The sequence below is a fragment of the Roseburia rectibacter genome, assembly GCF_014287515.2.
Classification (GTDB): domain Bacteria; phylum Bacillota; class Clostridia; order Lachnospirales; family Lachnospiraceae; genus Roseburia; species Roseburia rectibacter.
Window position 1 is genome coordinate 2,596,072 of record NZ_CP092473.1, and the last position, 24,977, is coordinate 2,621,048.

Here is a 24,977-nt window from a genome sequence, read left to right on the forward strand (position 1 = left end):
AGTCCGGATTTTCCGGCTGACTTTGGAGGTTTCTATTGAAAAAATTATCTTCCACCAAAAGTACGCTCTTAACCGGAACCCTCTTTCTCACCCTTGCCGGAATCCTTACCCGCATCATAGGTTTCTTCTATAGAATATTCTTATCACGTACCATTGGTGCAGAAGGTCTGGGTATTTATCAGCTCATCGCACCAGTAACCGCTATTTGTTTTGCATTCACCGCCGCCGGAATCCAGACTTCCATATCCAAATTTGTTTCCATGGAAATTGGTAAAAAAAACGGCACAGGGGCAAAAACCTATCTCTCGATCGGGCTTGTCATGTCCTTGTGCCTTTCTGCGCTCTGTGGCCTTATTCTCTATCATTATGCAGATTTCATTGCCGTCTCCTGGCTGGGGGATAAACGGTGTATCCCTCTTCTTTCTGTTCTTTCCTTTTCTTTTATCCCCTGCTGCATCCATGCCTGCATCAACGGCTACTATTATGGGCTGAAAAAAACTGCCGTCCCTTCACTCTGCCAGTTGACAGAGCAATTAGCACGCGTTGGAAGCGTTTATCTGATGTATCAGATCGCTATCAGTGAAGGAAGATCTCTAACACTTTCCATGGTCGTCTGGGGCATCGTCTGTGGTGAGATGGCAAGCACACTGGTATCTGTAAGTGTTTTCCGCATTTCAGGTACAAATCAGCATACAGCCGGAAAAAACAGGAACTATCTGTATACCTGCACCAGAAATCTGCTCTCCATGGCAGTTCCATTAACTTCAAACCGTATCGTTTTAAATCTATTTGCAGGGTTTGAAAATGTTATGCTGCCAAACCGTCTTTTGGCATTTGGCTATACACAATCAGAAGCACTCAGCGTATATGGCATTCTCACTGGAATGGCAATGTCTGTCATCATGTTTCCCTCCGTTCTCACAAATTCCGTTTCCGTCTTACTGCTCCCTACGATATCGGAAGCACAGGCTGCCGGCAAAAGAGACAAAATCCTCTACACCATAAAAAAAACAATTGAATCCTGCCTTCTGCTTGGTTTTATCTCAACCGCCGGCTTTCTTATCACCGGAAATTTTCTCGGCAATTTTCTATTCAAAAATGCTCTTGCCGGAACATTCATTGCAACTCTCGGCTGGCTCTGTCCATTTCTGTATCTGAGTTCTACCTTAAGCAGTATCCTGCATGGTCTCGGACATCCCGGCATCACATTTGAATTAAACCTGATTTCCTGCACTATAAGAATTCTGTTTGTTCTGCTTGCTGTCCCCACCTTCGGGATCAGAAGCTATCTCTGGGGAATCCTTGTCAGCCAGGCAGCCACGGCACTTCTCTCCATTCTTATACTGCTGCGTAAAACATCTTTAAATCAATAATTATTTTTAACACACTGCACTGTATTCCTGTAGTTTTTTCTTTGCCTCAGGGCTTAAGTATTTTGGTACCTGAATCTGTACTTTTACATACTGGTCTCCATGCACGGACGGATTCTTTCTGGAAACGATTCCTTTTCCACGCAGCCTGATCTTACTGCCATCCTGCGTTCCGCTCTTAATATTGCAGTCTACATCCCCGTAGAGCGTATGGATTCTGGCTTTTCCTCCAAGTGCAGCCGTGGCATATGGTATTGTGACAGTCGTATAGATATCGAGTCCTTTTCTCTCACAGCCATTCTTTGGGCGGATCTTTATCTTCAAAAACAGATCTCCTGTGGTACCGTCTGTGCCGGCATGTCCTTTTCCTTTCAGCCTTAACTGCTCTCCATCATCCATCCCCGCCGGGATACGCACTTTAAACGACTGGATCTTTCCATCATTTCCGCTTAATCTTATGACTTTTTCACAGCCTAATGCTGCCTCATCAAAATCTACAGCCACTTCCGCTTCCACATCGCGCCCGCCGCTAAAGTGCCCGCTGCTTCCTCCGGTAAATTCCTGATAAAATCCGCTGCCGTAGGAACCGCCTTCTCCTGCTGCATTTCTTCTGCTGCCGCCGCCAAAGAACTGGCCAAACATATCATCCCAGAAATCTCCTGCATTGCCATTTTCAAAATGAAATTCTGAGAATCCACCTCCATTTGCAGCACGCCCTGCCTGCTCCTCAGAAAATCCTTCCTCAAACGCAGCCATTCCATACTGATCATATAATTTCTTTTTCTTTGGATCATTTAATACAGAATATGCCTCCGTGACTTCCTTAAACATCTGCTCTGCTTTCGGATCGCCCGCATTCGTATCCGGGTGATATTTTTTTGCAAGTTTCCGATACGCCTTTTTTATCGCAGACGCATCCGCATTTTTATCAATTCCAAGTACTTCATAGTAATCTCTTTTCATGATTGCACTACCTCCAATCAAAACAAAAACAGAGAGACCTCTTACATCGCCTCTCTGTTTTATCTCCGGTTCTCCCGGCAATCTATCTCTCCCATGGCGATGTGCTTCGCTTTTCTGTCTGGGATCTTGGTTTTACATTTATTGCAGATATACTATAACACTTGTTTTAGCACTCGTCAAGCCAGAGTGCTAACATTTTACAAATATTTTATTCATAATTTTTTCTTACTTCGTCCGCTCCCATATAGATCACATTTTTCTGCGGTGAAATACCACTCTTTTGGAACAGATCCCTTACTGTGACAAATTCATATCCCTGTTCTTTTAATGCCGGAATAATTGTCTTTATCGCTTCAACCGTCTGCACATTATCTTCCATGTCGTGCAGCAAGATAATAAATCCCGGCTTTGCATCATGAAGAATCCGGTTTATCCGTTCCTGTGCTGTCACGGAAGGTTCCCAGTCCTCGCATCCATATCCGCAGATAAAATAAAGATCGATCAGATCATACATTTTCTGGTTATAGCTGATGTATGGCGGTCTGAAAAACTTTGGTTGTTCCCCGGTAATACGCACGATCTGTTCTGTCGTATAACTGACTTCGTCTAAAATTTCCTGTTCCTTAAGTTCCGGCATCCCCGGATGTGTCCTGGAATGATTCTCGATCGAACATCCCATCTCATATGCCCGTCTCACAAGATATTCGGACTTTTCCGTAATCTTCTGCCCGATCAGGAAAAAACTTGCCACAACCTGATTTGCTTCCAATACATCCAGAACCTGATCCGTGATCCCCGGCGTCGGTCCGTCATCAAAGGTCAATGCCACTAATTTTTTCTCCACCATACCAATCTCCTTTTACAATACACTTTTTTTAGAAAAGCAGAGCAATCCCGTGTACTAAAAATGCTGCGATCCACGCAACCAGACACTGCCAGATGATCACGCCTGCCACCCATTTTCTGCCAAGTTCGCGCCGGATTGCTGCAAGTGCCGCAACACAAGGCGTATAGAGCAGACTAAACACCAGAAGAGACGCTGCGGCCGCATTTGACAATGCTGCATGTACATTACCGTTAAATAAGATCTCAAGTGTAGAGATCACGCTCTCCTTTGCCATCACACCGCTGATCAGGGAAGTGCAGATACGCCAGTCCCCAAGTCCTAACGGAGCAAATAATGGAACTAATCCATTCGAAATCAGTGCAAGCATGCTGTCTTTCGAATCATATACAATATTAAAATGAATATCAAATTTCTGCAAGAACCAGATGCAGATCGTTGCAAGGAAAATAACCGTAAATGCTTTCTGCAAAAAGTCTTTTGCTTTTTCCCACAAAAGCTGCATGACATTTTTTAACCCCGGCAGACGGTAATTCGGCAATTCCATGACAAACGGAACAGCATCACCGCGAAACAGTGTCTTGCGGTAAAGCAGTGCGACTAAAATACCAATTACGATTCCCCCCAGATACAGTGCGCACATCACAAGTGCTCCATATTCCGGGAAAAATGCACTGACAAAAAACGCATAGATCGGCAGTTTTGCCGAACAGCTCATAAACGGTGTCAGTAAGATCGTCATTTTGCGGTCACGCTCACTTGGCAGTGTACGAGTTGCCATTACTGCCGGAACCGTACAGCCAAAACCGATCAGCATCGGAACGATACTTCTTCCAGAGAGTCCGATCTTTCGTAATAACTTATCCATAAAAAATGCAACACGGGCAATATATCCACTGTCCTCCATCAGAGACAGGAAGAAAAACAGCGTCACAACGATCGGAAGAAAACTTAAAATGCTTCCAACTCCTGTAAAAATACCATCAATTATAAGGTCATGCAACACTTCATTGACACCTGCAGCAGAAAGGAGCTGATCCACTGCTGCTGTCAGCGCATCAATCCCCATCTGTAAAAGATTCTGTAGTCCCGCTCCTATTACATGAAACGTAAGATAAAACACGATCAGCATGATACCGATAAAACAAGGGATTGCCGTATATTTTCCGGTCAGGATACGGTCAATTTTCTCGCTTCGTATCCTTTCCCTGCTCTCTTTGGGTTTTACTACTGTCTTTTCACAGACTTTTTCAATAAAGGTAAAACGCATATCTGCGATCGCTGCACTCCGGTCAAGTCCACGCTCTTTTTCCATCTGAACGATCAGATGTTCGATCGCCTCTTTTTCATTTTCATCCAGATGCAGTTTTTCTAAGATCAGATGATCCCCTTCAATGATTTTCGAAGCCGCAAAACGGATCGGTATCTGCGCTTCTTTCGCATGGTCCTCGATCAGATGCGAAACTGCATGGATACAGCGGTGCACGGCTCCTCCAAAGTCACTCTCATCACAAAAATCCTGCCTTCCCGGACGTTCCTGATATTTTGCAATGTGAAGCGCATGACGTACCAGCTCATCTACACCTTCATTTTTTGCCGCTGAGATCGGGACAACCGGCACACCAAGCATTGCCTCCATGCCGTTGACATCCACAGAACCGGAGTTTCCGGTCATCTCATCCATCATATTTAATGCAATGACCATCGGAATATCCATCTCCAAAAGCTGCATCGTCAGGTACAGATTGCGCTCGATGTTGGTTGCATCGATAATATTGATCATCGCTTTCGGCTTATCTTCAAGCACAAAATTTCTCGAAACGATCTCCTCACTGCTGTATGGTGACATTGAATAAATGCCTGGCAGATCGGTTACCGACGTGTTTGGATGACCTTTTATCGCTCCGTCTTTCCTGTCGACCGTCACTCCCGGAAAATTGCCTATATGCTGGTTAGAACCGGTCAACTGGTTAAACAGTGTTGTCTTTCCGCAGTTCTGGTTCCCGACAAGTGCATAGGTCAGCTTTTCCTGCTCCGGCAGCGGCTTTCCGCCTCCCTTCACATGGTACTTTCCTTCTTCCCCAAGTCCCGGATGTACCGATTTGTTGATATTTTTTGCGCCCTCATGTCTGCGCGAACGCTCACTGATCAGTTCAATCTCAATCTGCTCTGCATCCGAAAGCCGCAGTGTCAGCTCATATCCATGAATCTGCAGCTCCATCGGATCTCCCATAGGTGCAAATTTGATAACCGTAACTTCTGCCCCCGGTATTACTCCCATATCCAGAAAATGCTGTCTTAGTGCCCCTTCTCCCCCGACTACTTTGATCACAGCACTTTTTCCGATTTCTAACTCTTTTAGCGTCATTTTTCTTTATCCTTTGTATTGATATTGATAATCTTTATCGATTATACACTTATTCCATGGAAAAATATAGTACAATTTTTCCAGAAAAAATATAGTACAATTTTTCCACGAAAAATATAGTACAATTTTTCCAGAAAAAATATAGTACAATTTCCCCCAAAAAATACAGTGCCGTGTTTCAGAAAAAATACAGTGCCATTTTCTCATGAAAAGTATTTTATAACAAGTAGAAAAACTATGACTAAGGTGCTAGAATAACTTTCGTAAAAATAAATTTTCACAATCAGGAATAGGAATTTTTATGAAAACAAATACATCCATTACTCATTTATACAGCAACCAGGATCTGCGGAAACTTTTAGTTCCGATCATTGTAGAGCAGCTGCTTTCCTCCCTGATGGGAACTGCCGATACAATGATGGTCAGCAATGTCGGATCTGCAGCTATTTCTGCAGTATCTCTCGTAGATTCCATCAATGTCTTAGTGATCCAGGCACTCTCCGCACTCGCGGCAGGAGGTGCGATCCTCTGTTCCCAGTATCTTGGAAGCAGCAATAAAAAAGCCGCCAATGAATCTGCCAGACAGGTACTCTTTGTCATGACTGTTTTATCGGTGACCTTATCCGTCATCTGCCTTTTGTTCCGCGGTCCACTACTCCGTGCAATCTTCGGTGCCGTAGAAGCAGATGTTATGGAAAACTCACAGATTTATTTTCTGTTCACGCTGTTGTCCTTTCCTTTTATCGGATTATATGACGCCGGTGCTTCGATCATGCGTGCACAGAATAACAGCAGGGAACCGATGATCATTTCCATCATATCCAACTTTTTAAACATCGGTGGAAATGCCCTTTTGATCTTTGTTTTCGGAATGGGCGTGGAAGGTGCTGCAATTTCAACTCTTGCATCCCGTATTTTCTGCGCTATTGTCGTGATCTATAAGCTGCGCAGTGAAGATGAGCCAATCTTTATTAAAAATTATGCCTCCATCCGTCCTGATTTTTCTCTCATAAAGAAAATACTGTTCATCGGTATCCCATCCGGAATCGAGAACAGTATGTTTCAGTTCGGTAAACTCGCCATCCAGTCCACAGTTTCCACCCTTGGAACCGTCGCGATCGCAGCACAGGCAATGACAAATATTCTGGAAAATCTAAACGGTGTCGCCGCGATCGGTATCGGTATCGGTCTGATGACCGTAGTCGGTCAGTGTCTCGGTGCCGGCAGAAAAGATGAAGTCATCTATTACATTAAAAAGCTGTCCTGGCTTGCCCAAGCAGCGATCGTGATCAGTTGTCTTACCGTGCTCGCACTGACGAAACCGATCACCCTCTTAGGCGGTATGGAAGCAGAAAGTGCCAGCCTTTGTTTTAAAATGGTCATTTTTATCACGATCACAAAACCAATCTCCTGGGTGCTTTCTTTTATCCCCGCATATGGAATGCGTGCAGCCGGAGATGTAAAATTCTCCATGATCACTTCCTGCTGCACGATGTGGCTGTGCCGTGTAAGCCTCTGCATTTATCTCTGCCGTGTATGGGGCTTTGGACCGATCGCCGTCTGGATCGGTATGTTTGCCGACTGGACGATCCGTGGAATTGTATTTTCACTCCGCTTCCACGGAAGAAAATGGTTAAACCATCACATTATTGATTAGGCAAAAGCCTGTCTGATGCTGTCATAATGGAGGAATTTTCCTTCTTCCCCAAGTTTTTTAATCTCCTCCGTGGAAGCAAACATATACCCATCTGTTTCTTCCTCCTGGAGGCTGATGTCCGACTCATCAAAATCTGCGGAAAAACGGTATACATCCACAAAATAGTTATCTCCTTCTCCCGGATTATCCCTGCGGTAGGTAAACAGATATCCGCCGTCCCACGCAGAGACATCCAGTCCGGTTTCCTCCTTAATCTCCCGAAGTACCGCGGTCTTAGAATCCTCTCCCGCCATCGCAGCACCACCGGAAACTTCCCAGCAGCCCGGTGCCCATGCTTTTGTCATAACACGCTTCGTGATCAGGAAACGCCCATCCGTTCTTTTTATCACGCCAAGTACGGTAAGATGATATTCGCCATCTTTTAAGCACCAGTCATTTCGTTTCATCGTTCTGCCTGTGCGCTCTTTCTTCTCATTATAAATATCCCATAATTCGTATTTTTCTGCCATTCGTATCTTCCTCATTTCCTATTTTTTCAAACTGTTGTGTGATAGCTTCTTGCACTGTCACACATTAGCACAGCAAAGTGTTCTTATTTCTATTATAATCAAAAATATGTTTTCGGCAACTGATTTTAAAAAAACATTCCCTGCAGCAGATAAAAAAGACCGCTTAATAAAAATGCAACACCTAAGAAAAATGTAAACAGATCTTCCATCTGAAAATTTTTCCGCAGATAACATAGTTTTTTTGGATTTTCCTCATTGATCCGGATCACATAAGTTTTTCCTTTTTCCAGTGAACTTTTTTCTCTGCGTGAAAGCCGCTCCATCGTACACTGGCGAAATTTTTCTTCATGATAGACATAAGAAAACACCGCATATGTTCTGACATGATCCCCTGTTTTCTTTGTCACAGTCCGCTCAAACACTGCTTCAACAGGTACTTTACAACGGATGCGCCTTCTCCATTTGCCAAATCCGATCCGTATTAACAGTATCCCGTATGCTATTCCTGTTATCCCCAGTAACATAAATCCTATATTCATACTGGTCTCCATTCCACAACTTCTGGTTTCAATCCGGCAGACTCTGTGCCACGCAGAGTGCTCCCCATCCAAACACCGGATTGGGATAGTACTGCATCGCAGGAAGTCTCCTTGCCCCCTTGATCAGATATGCTTTCATTTTTTCACCATACAGATACAGATCATTTTTATTCACGATTCCCCACTGCATCAGCAGTGCTGCCCCACCTGACACAAAGGGAGTTGCCATCGATGTCCCACTCCTTACCACATACCCGCCCCCCGGTGCACAGGAAGTAATATCCACACCAGGTGCCACAAGATCCGGTTTGACCTGATTTGTCTCACGCGTATAACCACGCCCTGAAAACGCTGCTGCGCGGTCAAAATAGCCATCGTAGGCTCCAACTGTGATCACCCGCGCTGCTGTCGATGGAATGGTTAAAGTCGTTTCCACCGACGGCAGCACAAATCCGGTACCTTCATTTAAAACACCGCCTGCCGGCAGCCACATATCATAATTTCCAACTGCGATTTTCTGTGGCAGCAACTGTATTGTCCAGATACCACTGTCAATAAAATCGTCTGTCGGAAGCAGTTCAAAATAAATTTCCTGATAAGGACTGTACGGACTCGGTTCCCCATAATAAAGCAAAACATCTGTATTCCCCAGCCGGAAACGCTGTGGCCCTAAAATCTGCTGGATCGGTCCGGCTTTGCTTCCGTCAGGATGAATTAAAGAAACTGCAATCTCATCCGCGTAATTTTTCCAGATCTGCAGATTCAGTGATATTTCATATCCGCTCACTGCAACCTCAACTTCTTCCGTAACATTTTCGCGCAGGGTTCCTGCTGCATGCACCGCCGATGCCCCTTCATTCCCGCTGCCGGTAATAATTGATGTGCGCCAGTAATCTGCCATATCATCAAGATAACTTTCCAGCAGGGAATTGCCGGAATGTGAACCATAATTATTTCCAAAACTTAAGTTTAAAACGACAGGCATCCCATACTCCTGTGCTTTTCTGATACAGTAATCTACCGCCTGCATCAGTTCTGTCGTTCTTGGAAAAGACCGCTCACCCGGTGTTCCTAATTTAACGATCAGAAGCGGACTCTCATATGCTACTCCCCTGTACCGTCCCTGCGAGGCTATACCATTTCCGGCTGCAATCCCCGTCACATGGGTGCCGTGTCCTGAAATATCACGGCTGGGACATACCGCATACCGCTCTCTTTCCGTCGTCTGCTCTAATGCGCGGTTTATCATTGCCTGCGGAAATTCTGTTCCAAGAAAATACCCTGCCGGGGCCTCTAAAAATGACTGTTCCGCGTTTTCTTCAGACAATGGATCTGCCACACTGCCTGCTGGAATCGTCTGATCCCAGAGATCTAAGATTCTGGTCGTTCCGTCCGCATTCCGGAAATCAGGATGTGCATAATCAATCCCGGAATCGATCACTGCCACGATTACGCCGGTTCCACTTAAATCATTCCTTCCGGCTGTTCCTCCCTGCATCTGTCCGGTCTGCAGAGGATTGATGCACGACACACGTCTGCCATTATTCACTGCAAAAAACAAAAGTTTCGGTTTCTCCATATATTCGATCTCTGTCAGCGCCGCCACCAGCTCCACAATGTGCTCCGGCAAAAGCAGGATCGCATACTCATTCCGCAGATTCGTAATTTTTATCCGGTCGTATTCCTTTGGAAAATTTTGTGCAAGCAGTCTTTTTAACGATTCCTCCGTTCCTCCAAACTTCACGATCACTTCCCATGTTCGTTCCTCCTTGTCGTATCCTGTATCAAGATCTAACGACTTTTCGCGTTCCTGCTCTGTCGCATCGAGTGCAAGATTCAACAGATTTTCTATTTTCTCATTGGACATAAAAATCCCCCGCGATCGCACTCCTTTACTTATTAGAAATGCGGCTGCGGGGGATTTTATGACTTATTGTTTTTATTTTTAAAATTCTACCGACTTATTATTGTTTTTTAATGCATGATATAACTCTGCATGTGTCAGATATATGTATGGTTCTACATAAAATACCAGAAGAATACCGACTGTGCAGATGCCTAACAATGTCCAGCCGATAAATGAAAGATCTAAAACAAATGCATTCCATTTATTTCCATCCATCATCCGCTTACTCTCTGCAAATGCTTCCTGTCTGGTCATTTCCGGATGCTCTGCTAACAGATATGGGATCATCATATATTCATAACTTTTCACAATACCAGGAATGATAAACAGCAAACTCCAAAGTGCGGTAAACAGTCCGCGAAGGAACATGATCACACCGATATTTGCATATCCGTTTTTAAATCCGTGTGCCAGATCACCTAACTGTGCATTGCCATATTTACAGTTTACAAAGAATTTCTGGCATCCTACCTCAAGCGGATTCCAGATAAAAATACTGAGCAGTATACTGATCACCATGGCAACGAGTACCGCTGCTAAGATAATTCCGATCACGGAAAATAAAACTGCCGGGTCCATGTATGCCATTCCATCCGTTGATGACTTTGCTGAATTTCTGGTAGCTGTCGAACCTGATCCCAAAATAAGCGACAGGATCAACCCAACTAATACCGCTTTCCAGTAATTCGCTTTCAATGCAAGTTTTGCATTGCTTTTTAAATCACTTCTGTTCCACATATTAAACTCCTCCTTAAATAAAAACATTTTTCACTTCGTCAGTTTAACATATTAACGTTTCATTGTCATCATAAACAGCGCAATCTTAAAAAATTTTTAAAAATTTTTCATAAATCTTAATTTTTAAATCAGGCTGCAGTTATACCTCTATCTTTCCTTCTTTCAGCAGTTCAACAAATGCCTCTGACAACTTTGGATCAAACTGTGTTCCCTTGTTACGTTCTAACTCACTGATCGCATAATCTACCGGCATTGCTTCCTTGTAAGAACGCTTTGTTGTCATCGCATCGAACGAATCACACACTGCAAGTATACGTCCAAGCAAAGGGATATCTTCTCCTTTCAGACCTCTCGGATATCCCTTTCCGTCGTATCTCTCATGATGTGATAATACAGCCGGTATCACATAGTTCATATTAGGCAGGAAATGGATCATCTCAATCGAATTTGTGACATGTGTTTTCATGATCTCATATTCCTCAGCATTTAGTCTTCCCTGTTTTTTCAGGATACTTTCCGGAATACCGATTTTCCCGATATCATGAAGCAGTCCCGCCTCTTTTACAATTTCAATATCATCTGGTGAAAGTCCTATTTTCTTTGCAAGCAGAACTGCATAATCCGATACATGACATGAATGCTCAAATGTATACGAATCCTTCGCATCAATTGCTGCAGTAAGTGCATAGATGGTCGGTGCGATCTGTTCATAATGTTTTTCTGCCTTCTGATCCTCGATCTCATCTTCCGTGCGTTCTCCATAAATTTTAATACAGTTCTTTCCATCCCGTTTTGCATAAAAATTTGCACGTTCTGCCTGACTGAGCAGCTCATCCTCTCCGGAAGCTGTATCCGGATAAAATGCAATACCGATACTTGCAGTGACCGGCTGGAGTACATCCGGCTTTTCCTTATCCTCAATCAGGAAATTCTTCTGTATTTTCTGTGCGATCAACGAAACTTCTCTCTTTTCCCCCGAATTGATCAAAACAACATATTCATTTGATCCAAACCGGAACGTTTCTCCCTGACATCCTACCGTATTCTCTATGATATGCCCGCACCATTTTAAGATACGGTCTCCACACTCTTCTCCATACAGCTCGTTAAAGAGCTTAAAATCATCCAGATCAAGATACAAAAGAGCCACCGGCTGTCCCACTTTCCAGTTTTCCATCAGAAATTTTTTAAAATATCCCCGGTTATAAAGTCCTGTCAGTTCATCATGGATCGATATCTGATATACTTCCTGATATGTACGGATATTTTTCAGACATACACTGGCATATAATCCAATTCTCCAATAGTAATCTCTCTCTAAATAATTGAGTCTGGTCCGCCTTTCGAGTTTTATATAAATAAACCCCTGTATCTCATTGTCATACTTCATCAGGGAAATCTCAGAACGTTCGCCTATTCCCGGTTCCTCCAGCATAGCTGCGATCTCATCCTGTTCTTCCTGCCCCGGCATCTGTCCACTGCCTGTTTTTGCGAGTGTAAATTTATTTTCATTTCTGGTAAAGATAAAAACATCAATTACCGGAAACATCTCATTTACCACACCGATCATTTTATCAAACAGTTCTTCCTGCCGAAATACGGATGCCGACTCATTCTGAAAACAACGCAATACTTCAATCTGTTTTCTGTTCTGTCCCTGCATGACTCCTTCTGCCATTTTTCTTGCCAGATAAAATATAAACAACGACCATCCCATAAATCCAAGCACGATCACTATGATCTTCTGCTGCATTTCCGGCAATACACTGCCAAGATACCTCTGTGCATTATGATTAAAATTAAATACCGGGAGAAGGCTGACTGCCAGTGCAACAGAATAGATGCATCCGATCACGATACGGTTTGACAGATCAAACAGATACTTGTGCCACATGATATACAACAGACACAACGCCATAAAAATGCCACCGAGCATATCGTAAGGGAACTGATTGCCCGGCAATGCATCCAAAAGATTGCCGGTCAAAACCAAAACTGTCCCAAGCAGCAAAGGAAATAATTTCTTTCGTTTTTCCAGTTTATTGCCGATCGCCCTGTGTGCCAGAACGGTCGCATATACGATCACGCCTGCCTCCACAACTGCCAACAGATAACTTCCCCACAATATATGATAAGTATATCCTATACTTCCATCCGTATATCTGACGATATCCGGTTCCGGGATAAATACCTCTGTAGCAATATTGATCCCCATTGCTGCTGCAGTAGCGATACAAAATCCGATCAGGAATCCATTCTTTCTGATCTCCAGCATATAAAACAAAAAGGCATACATAAAAATCGGCACCGTCAACAGTCCGAACACCGACACATGAAACCAGAACCGTATTCCAGGCATGATCTGCATACGCATCATTACCATGCCGCCTGTCCATATCAGGCAGGATAAAAGAATCTGTCTGAAATACCTGACTGCTTTTGCATCCGCCGCATTCAGGAAGGAAAAGAATATAAACAGGAAGCAGAAAAACGCTCCGATCGGAACTCCAATATATAAACTATCCAGCGTCAAAGCCGTTTCCTCCAATTAAAAATAATAACTTATTAAGTATAACATATTCCAATATATAATTCCAAGTTTTTCCGGGAAATCCGACTGTTTTTATCATTTTTTTGATAGCAATTTATCATAAATATAATGGGTCTGCATATACTAACAGGGAATAAATCTGTTTTCAAAAAATGGAGTGAACTTATGTGCGGAATTGCAGGATTTTGCAGTCTGAAACGCTGTTATACGGACAGACAGTCCTTTTGGGAGAATGTACTGATCTCCATGCATCAAAAACTGATACACCGTGGCGGCGACGCTTCCGGTATCTATCTGGCACCGCATGCCGGCCTGTCACATCAGAGACTTTCCATCCGTGATATTACGCACGGTGCCCAGCCTATGATACGCCACCACAACGGTGCTGATTATGCTATCGCCTACAACGGAGAAATCTATAATACCGATGAACTGATACCAGAACTTACCGCTGCAGGATTTGACTTTCTTACAACCTCTGATACAGAAGTGATCTTATATGCCTATATGCATTTCGGTGCTTCCTTTGTCTCTCACTTAAACGGAATTTTTGCTTTTGCCATCTGGGATGGTGCCACCGGACAGCTTTTACTCTATCGCGACAGGGTAGGAACAAAACCTCTTTTTTATTCTGTAAAAGACAACGAACTGGTTTTTGCTTCCGAACCCAAAGCCTTATTTTGTTTTCCGGATCTGACACCTTCCATCGACAAAAACAGCTTAAGGGAACTGCTTGCGGTTGGTCCTGCACGCACACCCGGCTATGGGATTTTCCGCGGCATCTGCGAAGTTCTGCCCGGTCATTACATGTGTTTTAACACCTCCGGTCTTTCCGACACCATCTACTGGGATCTGAAATGTCTGCCTCATACGGACTCCTATAAAGATACAGTAGCACATGTATCTTTCCTCATACGCGATACTGTAAAACGGCAGATGGTATCCGATGTACCGATCTGTACATTTTTATCCGGCGGCATTGATTCAAGCATCGTTACTGCCCTTGCCGCATCTTACCAGACCGCACATGGCAAAACCCTAAATACTTTTTCCTTCGATTTTACGGAAAATGATATTTATTTCCAATCCAATTCCTTTCAGCCGGAACGCGATCTTCCATATGTAAACTGCATGTTAAAGCATTGTAAAACAAACCATACCTATCTGGAATGTACACAGGAAACACTTGCCGACATGCTCTATACTGCCGTAGATGCGAAAGATATGCCTGGTATGACGGACGTGGATGCCTCTTTGCTTTATTTTTGTTCACTCGTAAAAAAACAGAACAAGGTAACACTGACCGGAGAATGTGCTGACGAAATTTTCGGCGGCTATCCATGGTTTTACCGCAAAGAGCTGATGCATCAGGACGGTTTTCCATGGTCTGCAGATACAAATGCCCGTACTGTTTTTCTTGCCGATGATGTCGTAAAGAATCTTGATCTTTCTTCTTATTCCCATGCCAGATACGAAGAATCTTTAAAAAAGACACCACATCTTCCGGACGAAACTGCCGAAGAATACAGACGCAGAGAGATCGCCTACCTGAATATCAAATGGTTTATGCAGACACTGCTCGACCGCATGGACCGCACCAGTATGTATTCCGGTCTTGAAGCGAGGGTTCCATTTGCTGACCATCGCATTATCGATTATGTATACAACGTCCCCTGGGAAATGAAATACCAGGGCGGTGTAGAAAAATCCCTTTTACGCGATGCCTTCTGTGATCTTCTGCCGCCTGAACTGCTGCACCGCAAAAAAAGTCCTTACCCCAAGACCTATCATCCGGGTTATGAAAAAATTCTGATCTCACGAATGACGGATATTTTAGCAGACAGCAATGCTCCCATTCTTCCGCTTATTGACAAAAAGAAAGTTAAAAAATTTATGGAATCTCCAAAAGAATATGGAAAGCCCTGGTTTGGACAGCTCATGGCAGGTCCCCAGCTTTTAGCTTACTTTATACAGCTAAATTACTGGATGGAAAAATATCATCTTTCCATATAAAAAATGGCTTGAAAAGTCTTTTATTTTTGACTTTTCAAGCCATTTTCCAATTCATGTAACAAAATATTTCAGAATTTCTGCACATCATTGTCCGGAAACTTTCTCCGGTATACCGCACATACCAGCACCGCGATCAGTGTTCCTGTGACCATTCCGGCAAGAACGTCCGTCGGATAATGAACCCCGACATAAAGCCTTGAGAACATGATCAGGAATGCGAGGAGCAGAGCCGGTACTCCGATCTTTCGCGGACATGTGAGAAAAATAACAACTGCTGCCGCAAACGAACTGCCGGTATGACCAGATGGAAATGACAGATCCTTCTGCGCTTCTATGATACGCTGCAATCCATCCACTGCCTCATAAGGTCTTGTTCTGGCAACCAGATTTTTGAGAATAAGGTTATTAATGATCAAAGATCCAATCAGTGAACACGTCATAAGCAGCCCGGTCTTTCGCATCTTTTTTAAAAGCAGAAACAAAACTGTGAGTGCGATCCAGATCCATCCGGCGTCTCCCAAATGTGTGATAAATTTCATCACAGGTGTCAGCATATCATTTCTCACATGCTCCTGTATCCATAATAAAATATTGCCATCTAAATGTAACAAAGCATCCATCTTATGTATTACCCCATTTTTTTACATTTTTACGAATATTTTACTTTTCTACTGTGGTCCCGTCAATACTTTATTGAGCAGATCAGCAAGCGGCACCATTGCATTTTTTGCTTCTTCGAGTGTATTCGTCTGTGCCCCAACCTCAATCAGGAGCGTTTTCGGGCAATAGTGCATATTGTAGCGGTACCCTTTCAGGTAAATTCTTCTGGTAAATCCCGGATAATATTCCGCCGCCTTTAGCTGCATCTGAAACGATACCGCCAGATTATCTGCGATATAAGGATTATACAGATATTCGATATCACCTGTTTTCGTCGTACGGCTTAACCCATTAAAAAACATCACCTGTGCCATCTGCACACCGTTTTGTTCTGTCACCAGCCTTGTATTGTCCCCAACGCCGTCACGATGCAGATCGATCACAACCTCAATACTCTGATTCTCCGCTAAAATCTGTTCTAACGCAGGCCCCGCTTTTGCATAAGCATGATCTCTGTCTCCGACATCATACTGCCCCGTGTGGTGGATAACAGAAAAACCATATTTTTGTGTCAGAAGCTCTGTCAGATAATCTCCGACACCCACCACCGTCATGGAAGCATCACCAGGGACAGAATCTGCATATCCTTCCTGTGAATGTGTGTGATAGATCAGAATCTGCGGTGTGGATGCATCATGGCTTAAACGCACATCCTTTCCAAGCAGGGCATCTGCATTAAGCTGTGTGCTCCCGATTGTTGTCGTATTATCTACCTGATAAAAATTCTGGATCAGATAATCAAAATCATCCAGCTTTTCCCTGGCAAACGTGACCACTTTACCATCTGCCACTGCTGCCGCTTCTTTACTGTCTGTATCTTTCAAAGTCTGATCTTGTGCCATGTCTTGTTCTTCCACATTCTCTTTTGTATTCTCAACCTCTTTTTCATCATCTGGCAGGCTCGTACCATCTGCGCTTCCGACAGATGGTATCACTTTCCCAGTCTTTTCATCCACATAGTTTTCATCTGCAGCCTCCCGCGCTAAGATTGTCTCATAAGACAGATCACTCTCGATCTGGGTTTTATATGATTCACTTTCTGTATTGACATCCTCCTCCGAAAAAAGTACACCGATCACTTTTTCCACCAAAGACCACTCATTTTCATCCTTTATGCTGTATGACAGGCCGGGAAGATAAAATTCAAGTACTTTTTCACAACAGCTTTCTGCCCCCTCCTCTCCCAGTTTTGTCAGAAAGGATTTATCTGTCTGTATCAGCAGCGCAATGAAAGCCGATAACAATATCCATAGCCAGACGGCTGCTTTTATTTTTTTCTTTTTTAAAGACCGATAACGATAAGCATACATACTACACTGTATGCTCTTTCAATTTTCATTATGTCAGTATCCCATCCATTTATACCGGCAGCATTTCACCCATAAATGCGATATTGATGCCCTCAGAGATCGTGAAACTTAATCTTTTCACTGACTCATCGATATCTTTTGGTGTCACAAACATCGCATTTAAATTCGGTGAGAGCAGTTCCCTGATCAATTCATATTTTTCCCCATCATTCAGTTCCTTTAACGAATCTCCCAGCTTATCAAAAGCTCTGCTCTGGCTCATAGCTGCGATCAGATTAAACATCGTGTCATTGACGATGGTCGCAGCATCCACAACCGTCGGTATCCCGATTGAGATCACCGGAACCCCTAGACTCTTTTTATTCAGGCCGTGTCTGTGATTTCCAACTCCGCTGCCTGGGTTAATTCCGGTATCTGTAACCTGGATCGTCCGGTTTAACCTTTTGGTACTCCGCGCAGCTAACGCATCAATAACAATGACAATATCCGGTTTTGTCTCATCAATGATCCCGTGAATGATCTCAAGGCTTTCCATCCCCGTCTGTGCCATAACTCCCGGTACGATGCTGCTGATCCGGTTTACATTTTTTTCCCCGAATGCATATTTTCCATACTCTTTTATAATGTGTCTTGTGATAAACAGGTTGTCCACCACACGGGGGCCTAACGCATCTGGTGTAACTTCACGGTTTCCAAGTCCTACAACCAACACTGACATTTCTTCTTTTCTGTCCCGTATCAGCTTACGAATGATCTGTGCAAGCTGCACAGATATCTCTCTGTGGTAATCCTCGTCCTCCTCATCCATATTTCCCGCCTCGATCGTAATATAGGTTCCCTTTGGTTTTCCCATCGTCTTTGCACCGTTTTCTGTTTCAATGACCACTGTGCTGATCGTGATATTTTTATCTACTTTCTCTTCTAAAAAGCGGACTCCCTTTAAATCAACATGATCTTCCTGCATTTTTTCCTGCGTTTCAAGTGCTAAATCTGTCCGGATCTGATACATAAATTCCCCCTATATCCCAATGCCCTGCTCCCGGCATCTGTTATCTCTGCCTATATTATTTCAAATCTGTGAAAAAAATATCCATAATTTCTCATTATTTTGCTGTTTTATACTTGACAACAAAAATATACTGACCTATAATATACCAGTATGTTTACATTGAACTGTCCGTGTCCGGCTTTAATGTAACAATCATGAACAATAACGATTACAAATTGGAGGTGTACGGATTGGCTAACATTAAATCTGCAAAGAAAAGAATTTTAGTAACAGAGACAAGAGCTGCTAGAAACAAAGCGATCAGAAGCGAAGTTAAGACTTCTATTAAAAAAGTTGAGGCTGCAGTGGCTGCAAATGATAAAGAGGCTGCAAAAGCTGCTTTAACAGTTGCTATCTCAACCATCGAGAGCGCTTCTTCTAAAGGAATTTACCACAAGAACAATTCTGCTAGAAAAGTTTCCCGTTTAACAAAACTTGTTAACGGATTAGCTTAATTTTTGAAACATAGATAAAACTTGTATGTGGTTTTAACCCGACCACATAATAAAAAACACCAGTACCGTCATACTGGTGTTTTTTTTGACTTATCTCTTCGTACTGCTGTACTTCATGATAAAAAGTTCCACTGCCATCTGGTCATTCATCCGCCCTGTTTTTACAGACTCTTCTAAATCCACTCCATCATAAAGCGCCATCTTCAACTGTGCCATCGTAAATCCTTTTGCCTGTGAAATATTCTTTTTTACTGCAAACGGAGGTATTCCTGCATTTTTCGCGATTGTCTGGTTGTCCATCCCTCGTCCTGCCATATCACGCACATTCAAAAGGATCTGAAACTGTCTGGTGATCAGAAACATGATACGCATCGGCGGTTCTTTCAACGTCAGAAGATCATAGTAAAGATCCAGTGCTCTGCGTTTGTTATGCTCCGCTATCGCATTGACCATCTCAAATATCTTATTGGTGGTCTGTTCTGTCGTAACTGCCATCACATCTTCCGTTGTGATCACATCTCGATCCAGAGCATAACAGATCAGCTTCTCTAATTCCCTGTCGATATTTCCCATGTCCGTTCCTGTCCTGCTTAAAAATAGCTGCATCACAGAACCGGTGATATTTTTCCCCTCTTTCTTTAGTCTCGTCAGAATCCAGCGTGTCAAAAGTTCCTCACTCTGTGCCGAAAATTCTACGATTTTTCCATTATTTTTAACCGCTTTATACATTTTCGAACGCTTATCTGCTTCCTCCTCCACAAAGATAAAATGTGTCGCTGGCGCCACCTGTGACAGATATTCGGCAAGATCCTCACAGGAACTTTTAAAAAAGCCACTGTCCTCGATCAGTATGACTCTTTTATCCGCAAAAAAAGGCAGTGTCTCGGCAAGATCGATCACTTCTTTCGGATTGATATTTTTCCCTTCAAACCTCGTAAAATTCATGGTATCATCCGGCGCTGCCATTGCATTTTTCAGTTTATCTTTGTATTGTTTCTTTAAATATGCTTCCGTTCCATACAACAGATAGATCTGTTTGAAATTTCCGCTCTTAATATCCTCATCAATCGTTTTCATTTTATTCCATCCCTTTTTGTCCGTTTCGCTTTATCACAGTATAGCATACATTACCTTACAAATACAAACTGCTTATCCGGCACCAGATATTTTTGTACTGTAAGCGCATGTTTCTTTGACCGTGTCACAGTGATCTGACCATCTTCCATCGTATAAAACAAGGAACTTCCCGTATCTTTTATATTTTCAACCGCTTCTTTGCCCGGATGACCATACCGGTTCCTTTTCGCACAGGAAATAACAGAAATCCGCGGCGATACTGCGTTCAAAAATGATCTTGTATTTGAATATTTTGAGCCATGGTGAGCTGCCTTGTAAAAATCGATATCAGAAACTTTTAACCAGTTTAAAATCTTTTTTTCCTGCATTTCCCCTATATCGCCGGTAAACAGTGCCGAAAAACCTTTTTCCTCATATAATAGCACAAGTGATTCCTCATTTTTATCCGCAGATGTATCACTCCTTTTTTCATCTCCTGCATAGTATTCCGGTGAAATGGCTGTTATCTTTCCTTCTCCAAGAAATAATATATCCTCACGGTTCATTGTACATATATTTGTTCCATGTTCTTTTGCAAGCAAAACCAGCTTCTTATAACTTTCATCCTGTACCATTCCCCTCCAAAATACGAGATTTCTGATCCTGTATCTTTCTTCAAAAAGTTCCGACAGACCGGATATATGATCCTGATCCGTGTGGGATACAAACCAATAATCGATTTCTTTTACACCATTTGACTTTAAATATGGTAAGATGCGGTATTTTCCCACACTCTGCACATCCGTACTTCCACCGTCTATAAAAACATCATATCCATTGTCCGTATGCAGATAAATTCCGTCACCCTGTCCGACATCAAGCACAGTGAGTTTCATGTCTTTTTGAAATGGTACAAACAAAAAAACAAGCAGACTAAAACCACAGATAAAAGGTATCCACCCATGTGACTCTTTTTCCTGTCGTTTTGTCACACAGAAAAGTAAAAAAAGTCCTCCAAGCAGCAACAGATAATATAGCACTATTCTTACTGCGGATGGTCTTCCTGTAATTACCATTGCTTTGGGCAGATCCGATGCGATCGTACAGATTTTTTCACAGCCGCTTAAGATCACATGACATGGTAACAATACGATACGTACCATCTTCCATTTCCATCCCATACCGTTGTACATATGCGGCAGGGTTTCTATAGCAGAAACCAGTGATCCCCCGGATAACACTGCCGTCTTTGGTATCACGACACTTCCCAGCAGGCCTCCCGCTATCCCTGATGCCAGCGCAATACCGACAAACGGCAGCACAAGCAGATTTATCAGCATCGCATATACCGGAATTTCAAAAAAGTACCACGCTGTGACCGGCAGTATTACAAGCTGAAGTACGAATCCCATAGCAATTTTCTGTAACAATACATGCCCCTGGTATGCACTTTGAACGATTTTTCCAGCCCAGACCACACCAGATACCGCAATAAACGAAAACTGAAAACCTGCATCACATAGTGCAAACGGCTGTTTCCACAGAATGAGCAGTGCTGCAAAACCCATTGCATTTAACGAATCATAGCTTCGTCCCACTGCCTGTGCCAGCAGAAGAATACAAAACATACTGACTGCCCGGAAAGACGAATATCCCATTCCTGTCATCAGACCATATGAAACCATAAAAACTGCTGCAAAAATTCCCGCTCCCCAGAAACCAAGACTTCTCTTTCGCAAAAAACGGTAAAATGTCATACCGATCATAGATATATGCAGACCTGATATCGCCAGAATATGTGAAATTCCGGACGTACGGTAAAGCTGTTTTATCTCTGCATCCAAAAGATTTTTCTCTCCCAGAAGCATCGTATTTAAAATTCCACCCTCCCGTGCTCCAAGTGCGCACTCATACACACCAGCAAGGTAATATTTCCATCCATACATTGTCTCTGCAATGCGATCCCTTTTTCCGTATGCATTCTTTACATCCACATCATTTACAGCAAATGAGATTCCCCGCGCTTTATAATAAGCCGCCTGATCAAAGTTTCCCTCGTTGCGTGCCCGGTTAAATAATTTTGTTTTTCCATGTAATACAAGCGTTTGTCCGATAGAATATGTGTCGGACTCACAATAGATAATGACGTTTGCAGATACCCTCTGCCATTCTTTGATTTTAAGATCCTGTCTGATCTGACAGGATGACATATAGTATAAGTACTGTTCCTTTTTTTGTTCTTTGCCTGCAATCTTTCCTTTTAAGAAGATTTCTTTTCCATCCTCTAAATACGGCAAATACTGATTTTCTGCCGCCTGCACCGCCCGGCAATGATACCAGCCCAGGGAAAAAAATGCCGCACATAACACCCCCACGCAGCATCGCCGCTTCCAGGCAGGATATCTGTCATTCTCCGGCCGCCCCAGACTATATCCCGCCAGGATTGCCGTCCATAACAAAATTCCAATACATCCGGGCACGATCATCCACGGTTTTCCATATACTGCAATGAAAATACCGCAGATAAACCCGGCCGCCATTTCCAAAAATGGTCTTTTCCCCAATCTACTCCTCCTCTGTTGTTCCTGTCTCCTCCAGTGTAACGACATAATCAAGATTCCTGTCATACATGTCGCTCAATTTAAAATTATCACGGTAAGTGCCACTGGTATCTCCGTTGACTGAGATCTGTACTTTACTGATCGTAGACAATTCTGTCAGGGAATCCACGATTGAATAAATGACAACTGCCTCATTTACCTGATAATCCTGATTTTTAAAGTTTTCATCCAGACTCACATAGCAGACACCATCCACCACTGATACATTGATCAGTTTTGTTCCTGCCGGGATTGCAGACTTCGCCCCCTCTGTCTGTGGTCCCTCCAGTAGCTGTTCCATGATCAGTTTTTCCATTGACACATTGCTGCTGTAATATACGTCACTTCTTGTCTCTTCTACCAGACCATCACCGGCTTCATTTGCAAAATAAAGTTTTAATGTCGTACACTGAATGGAATTAATCTGTTCCCCCGGATTCTCAATAAAGCTGTCCTGATTCATACTTCCGACAATATTGCCTCTGACGTCCGTAAGTGGTGCGTCCGCCACATAAAATGATACGCAGTCCACCCCAGGAATCTGCGTCATTGTAAGAACAACTGCTGCCCGGCACAATACCTCCTCCACCTCTGCCATACTGCTGTAATCTGCATCAAAATGAATCGAAAGCATTACACCGTCAAGTGAATAATCGGTAACCTCCACCCCGTTTGGTATCGGTTTACGGTACTCAACATTGTCAGAATCCGAGCTTAACTTTGCTAAAAATTCTTCGATCAAACCTTGCGTATCGGAAGCCTGTGGCTCATAAGGAACATCTACGATTTTTGTTTTTTCTTTATTCAGATATTCAATATGATATTCACTGGCTACCTCATTGTTTCCACATCCTGTCAGCAAAATAACTGCCAGAATAAATCCTGACAACAGGATAATTATTTTTTTATCCATAATCTGACCTTTCATTTTCAATAGATCCAATCTGTTATGAAATATAGTTGAGCGGAATACGAACATTAAAGATCGTTCCCTCTCCCTCTGTACTGAATACCTTGATCGCACCACGATGCATCAGCACTGCATTTCGCGTTATGGCAAGACCAAGTCCTGTTCCACCGATCTCTCTGGAATGTGACTTGTCCACGCGGTAAAAACGTTCATAAATATGTTCTAAGGAATCTTCCGGTATTCCGATTCCGGAATCCTCAACTTTCAGATAAAAATACTGATGATCAGCATTCAGCGAAACATGTACCCAGCCATCTTCTTTGTTATACTTGATCGCATTTTCAATCAGGTTGGTAAAGGCAAGCGTGATCTTGACCTCATCGACATCAGCACTGACCGGCCGGAAACTCTCAAGCACAAGCTCCACTTTCTGCTTATCTGCGATCGGACGCAGGCGTTTTAAAATCTGCTCTAACAATTCATTAATATTAATATTCGTGATATTTAAATCCCCTGCTGCCTTGTCCATCTTGACCAGGGAAAGCAGATCATTGATAATCTTCGTCTCACGATCCACCTCGTTACCGATATCTCCCATAAACTCTTTATAAAGCTCTATCGGAGCATCCTCCATACTGTTGATGGAATCCGCCAGCACCTTCATGGAAGTAAGCGGTGTTTTTAATTCATGCGACACATTCGATACAAATTCCTGTCTCGAATCGTCTAACACCTTCATCCTTCCCAACATTTTATTAAACTTCTCACTGATCATTCTGGTTTCTGTATAATCATTGACAGAAAGTGCATCCTCTCCATAACCTGTCTGAATCTCATCGATCGATTTTGACATCTTATGAAATGGTTTCACCATCTGCCCTGCAATGATCACACTCGCAAAAATAACCGAAAAAATACAGATCAATTCAATAATCCTTGTATTGGTTGCAAGATATTCTAAATTCAGACTGATTGTGTCCGTCGATACACTTACCATCATGACACCGATCACCTGTCTGCTTTCGTTTTCCTGATCTGTGCGCACAAGTGGTATCGTCATCTCAATATAACGATATTTCGAATCATATTTTGTAATCTCTTCTCCATAAAAACTCTTAATGACTTCCTCTGAAATGATCGTCTTTTTTTCATCGAGCTTATAAGTATCTTTCACTACCTGAAACGTGTCGCTGATGATCATGACACGTCCGTCATAAATAGTAGAAAGCTGCTCTAACTGCGCATTGATAGTAGGAGAACCGGAATTTTCCAGATAATCATTTGACACGATCTGATTTGCTAAAATTTTCGCCTGACTTAAGATTTCACTGGTTCGAAGTGAAACAGCCCTGTTTTCATATGAATTCAGCATCCCAATCCGTAACAGAACACACGGTATCACACCTATAAGAATAAGTAAAAGAATCAGCCTGAATCTCAGGCTGTTCAGAAAATCGGTAAATTTTTTTAATTTCGTCAT

At 42.9% G+C, this 24,977-nt stretch carries 19 protein-coding genes; 4 read left to right on the forward strand and 15 right to left on the reverse strand.

From position 1 onward, the window contains the following. Positions 1 to 35: 35 nt before the first annotated feature. The gene (locus H8S51_RS12220) at positions 36 to 1,373 is read left to right on the forward strand and encodes a polysaccharide biosynthesis protein (protein WP_117919363.1); all 1,338 of its coding nucleotides are present in this window, start codon (positions 36 to 38) and stop codon (positions 1,371 to 1,373) included. 6 nt (positions 1,374 to 1,379) lie between these two features. Here H8S51_RS12220 and H8S51_RS12225 read toward each other — a convergent pair whose 3' ends face one another. The 3 genes from H8S51_RS12225 to feoB all read right to left on the reverse strand — a co-directional run bounded on the left by H8S51_RS12225 (position 1,380) and on the right by feoB (position 5,545). Next, positions 1,380 to 2,333: a DnaJ C-terminal domain-containing protein gene (locus H8S51_RS12225; RefSeq protein ID WP_186899164.1), complete on the reverse strand. Its 954-nt coding sequence runs from the start codon at positions 2,331 to 2,333 to the stop codon at positions 1,380 to 1,382. 208 nt (positions 2,334 to 2,541) lie between these two features. After that, positions 2,542 to 3,180 (reverse strand): polysaccharide deacetylase family protein, encoded by a 639-nt coding sequence (locus H8S51_RS12230; RefSeq protein ID WP_186899163.1) that lies wholly within the window; start codon positions 3,178 to 3,180, stop codon positions 2,542 to 2,544. A 28-nt stretch (positions 3,181 to 3,208) separates the two neighbouring features. Beyond that, entirely contained in the window at positions 3,209 to 5,545 is a 2,337-nt protein-coding gene (feoB, locus tag H8S51_RS12235; protein ID WP_186899162.1) for a ferrous iron transport protein B, read from the reverse strand. Between the two features lie 301 nt (positions 5,546 to 5,846). On the opposite strand from feoB, the gene H8S51_RS12240 reads away from it, so the two are divergent. Beyond that, positions 5,847 to 7,202 carry an MATE family efflux transporter gene (locus H8S51_RS12240; RefSeq protein ID WP_186899161.1) on the forward strand — a complete coding sequence of 452 codons (1,356 nt, stop codon included), beginning with the start codon at positions 5,847 to 5,849 and terminating at the stop codon, positions 7,200 to 7,202. Here the strand turns inward: H8S51_RS12240 and H8S51_RS12245 are convergent. From H8S51_RS12245 to H8S51_RS12265, 5 genes are all read right to left on the reverse strand, one after another. Beyond that, on the reverse strand, positions 7,199 to 7,711 hold the full coding sequence (locus H8S51_RS12245) for an NUDIX hydrolase (RefSeq protein ID WP_186899160.1): 513 nt from the start codon (positions 7,709 to 7,711) through the stop codon (positions 7,199 to 7,201). The two genes, H8S51_RS12240 and H8S51_RS12245, sit on opposite strands and share 4 nt — an antisense overlap. Before the next feature lie 125 nt (positions 7,712 to 7,836). Continuing rightward, positions 7,837 to 8,250 (reverse strand): DUF3592 domain-containing protein, encoded by a 414-nt coding sequence (locus H8S51_RS12250; RefSeq protein ID WP_241070701.1) that lies wholly within the window; start codon positions 8,248 to 8,250, stop codon positions 7,837 to 7,839. 28 nt (positions 8,251 to 8,278) lie between these two features. Further along, positions 8,279 to 10,117, reverse strand: coding sequence for a S8 family peptidase (locus tag H8S51_RS12255; protein ID WP_186899159.1), 1,839 nt, complete (start codon positions 10,115 to 10,117; stop codon positions 8,279 to 8,281). A 78-nt stretch (positions 10,118 to 10,195) separates the two neighbouring features. After that, positions 10,196 to 10,894, reverse strand: coding sequence for a DUF975 family protein (locus tag H8S51_RS12260; RefSeq protein ID WP_186899158.1), 699 nt, complete (start codon positions 10,892 to 10,894; stop codon positions 10,196 to 10,198). 139 nt (positions 10,895 to 11,033) lie between these two features. After that, positions 11,034 to 13,427: a histidine kinase N-terminal 7TM domain-containing diguanylate cyclase/phosphohydrolase gene (locus H8S51_RS12265; RefSeq protein ID WP_186899157.1), complete on the reverse strand. Its 2,394-nt coding sequence runs from the start codon at positions 13,425 to 13,427 to the stop codon at positions 11,034 to 11,036. Positions 13,428 to 13,610: 183 nt separating this feature from the next. Between H8S51_RS12265 and asnB the strand changes: the two genes are divergently transcribed. Then, positions 13,611 to 15,458 (forward strand): asparagine synthase (glutamine-hydrolyzing), encoded by a 1,848-nt coding sequence (gene asnB, locus H8S51_RS12270; RefSeq protein ID WP_186899156.1) that lies wholly within the window; start codon positions 13,611 to 13,613, stop codon positions 15,456 to 15,458. Between the two features lie 68 nt (positions 15,459 to 15,526). Here the strand turns inward: asnB and H8S51_RS12275 are convergent, their stop codons facing one another. From H8S51_RS12275 to gpr, 3 genes are read right to left on the reverse strand one after another with little or no spacing between them, the layout of a single operon-like run. Further along, entirely contained in the window at positions 15,527 to 16,078 is a 552-nt protein-coding gene (locus H8S51_RS12275; RefSeq protein ID WP_186899155.1) for a phosphatase PAP2 family protein, read from the reverse strand. 48 nt (positions 16,079 to 16,126) lie between these two features. Then, a complete protein-coding gene (spoIIP, locus tag H8S51_RS12280) occupies positions 16,127 to 17,428 on the reverse strand; it encodes a stage II sporulation protein P (RefSeq protein ID WP_186899154.1) in 1,302 nt (433 codons plus the stop codon). 49 nt (positions 17,429 to 17,477) lie between these two features. Then, the gene (gene gpr / locus H8S51_RS12285; protein ID WP_118209526.1) at positions 17,478 to 18,437 is read right to left on the reverse strand and encodes a GPR endopeptidase; all 960 of its coding nucleotides are present in this window, start codon (positions 18,435 to 18,437) and stop codon (positions 17,478 to 17,480) included. A gap of 230 nt (positions 18,438 to 18,667) precedes the next feature. Between gpr and rpsT the strand changes: the two genes are divergently transcribed. Then, positions 18,668 to 18,931, forward strand: a complete 264-nt coding sequence (rpsT, locus tag H8S51_RS12290; protein WP_022112069.1) for a 30S ribosomal protein S20 — start codon at positions 18,668 to 18,670, stop codon at positions 18,929 to 18,931. 90 nt (positions 18,932 to 19,021) lie between these two features. On the opposite strand, the gene holA is transcribed toward rpsT, so the two are convergent. The 4 genes from holA to H8S51_RS12310 are packed head-to-tail and all read right to left on the reverse strand — an operon-like array spanning position 19,022 to position 24,977. Then, the gene (gene holA, locus H8S51_RS12295; RefSeq protein ID WP_117919390.1) at positions 19,022 to 20,008 is read right to left on the reverse strand and encodes a DNA polymerase III subunit delta; all 987 of its coding nucleotides are present in this window, start codon (positions 20,006 to 20,008) and stop codon (positions 19,022 to 19,024) included. A 50-nt stretch (positions 20,009 to 20,058) separates the two neighbouring features. Beyond that, positions 20,059 to 22,551 carry a DNA internalization-related competence protein ComEC/Rec2 gene (locus tag H8S51_RS12300; RefSeq protein WP_241070702.1) on the reverse strand — a complete coding sequence of 831 codons (2,493 nt, stop codon included), beginning with the start codon at positions 22,549 to 22,551 and terminating at the stop codon, positions 20,059 to 20,061. Position 22,552: 1 nt separating this feature from the next. Further along, positions 22,553 to 23,500, reverse strand: coding sequence for a GerMN domain-containing protein (locus tag H8S51_RS12305; RefSeq protein WP_241070703.1), 948 nt, complete (start codon positions 23,498 to 23,500; stop codon positions 22,553 to 22,555). Positions 23,501 to 23,534: 34 nt separating this feature from the next. Beyond that, positions 23,535 to 24,977, reverse strand: coding sequence for a sensor histidine kinase (locus H8S51_RS12310; protein WP_117919393.1), 1,443 nt, complete (start codon positions 24,975 to 24,977; stop codon positions 23,535 to 23,537).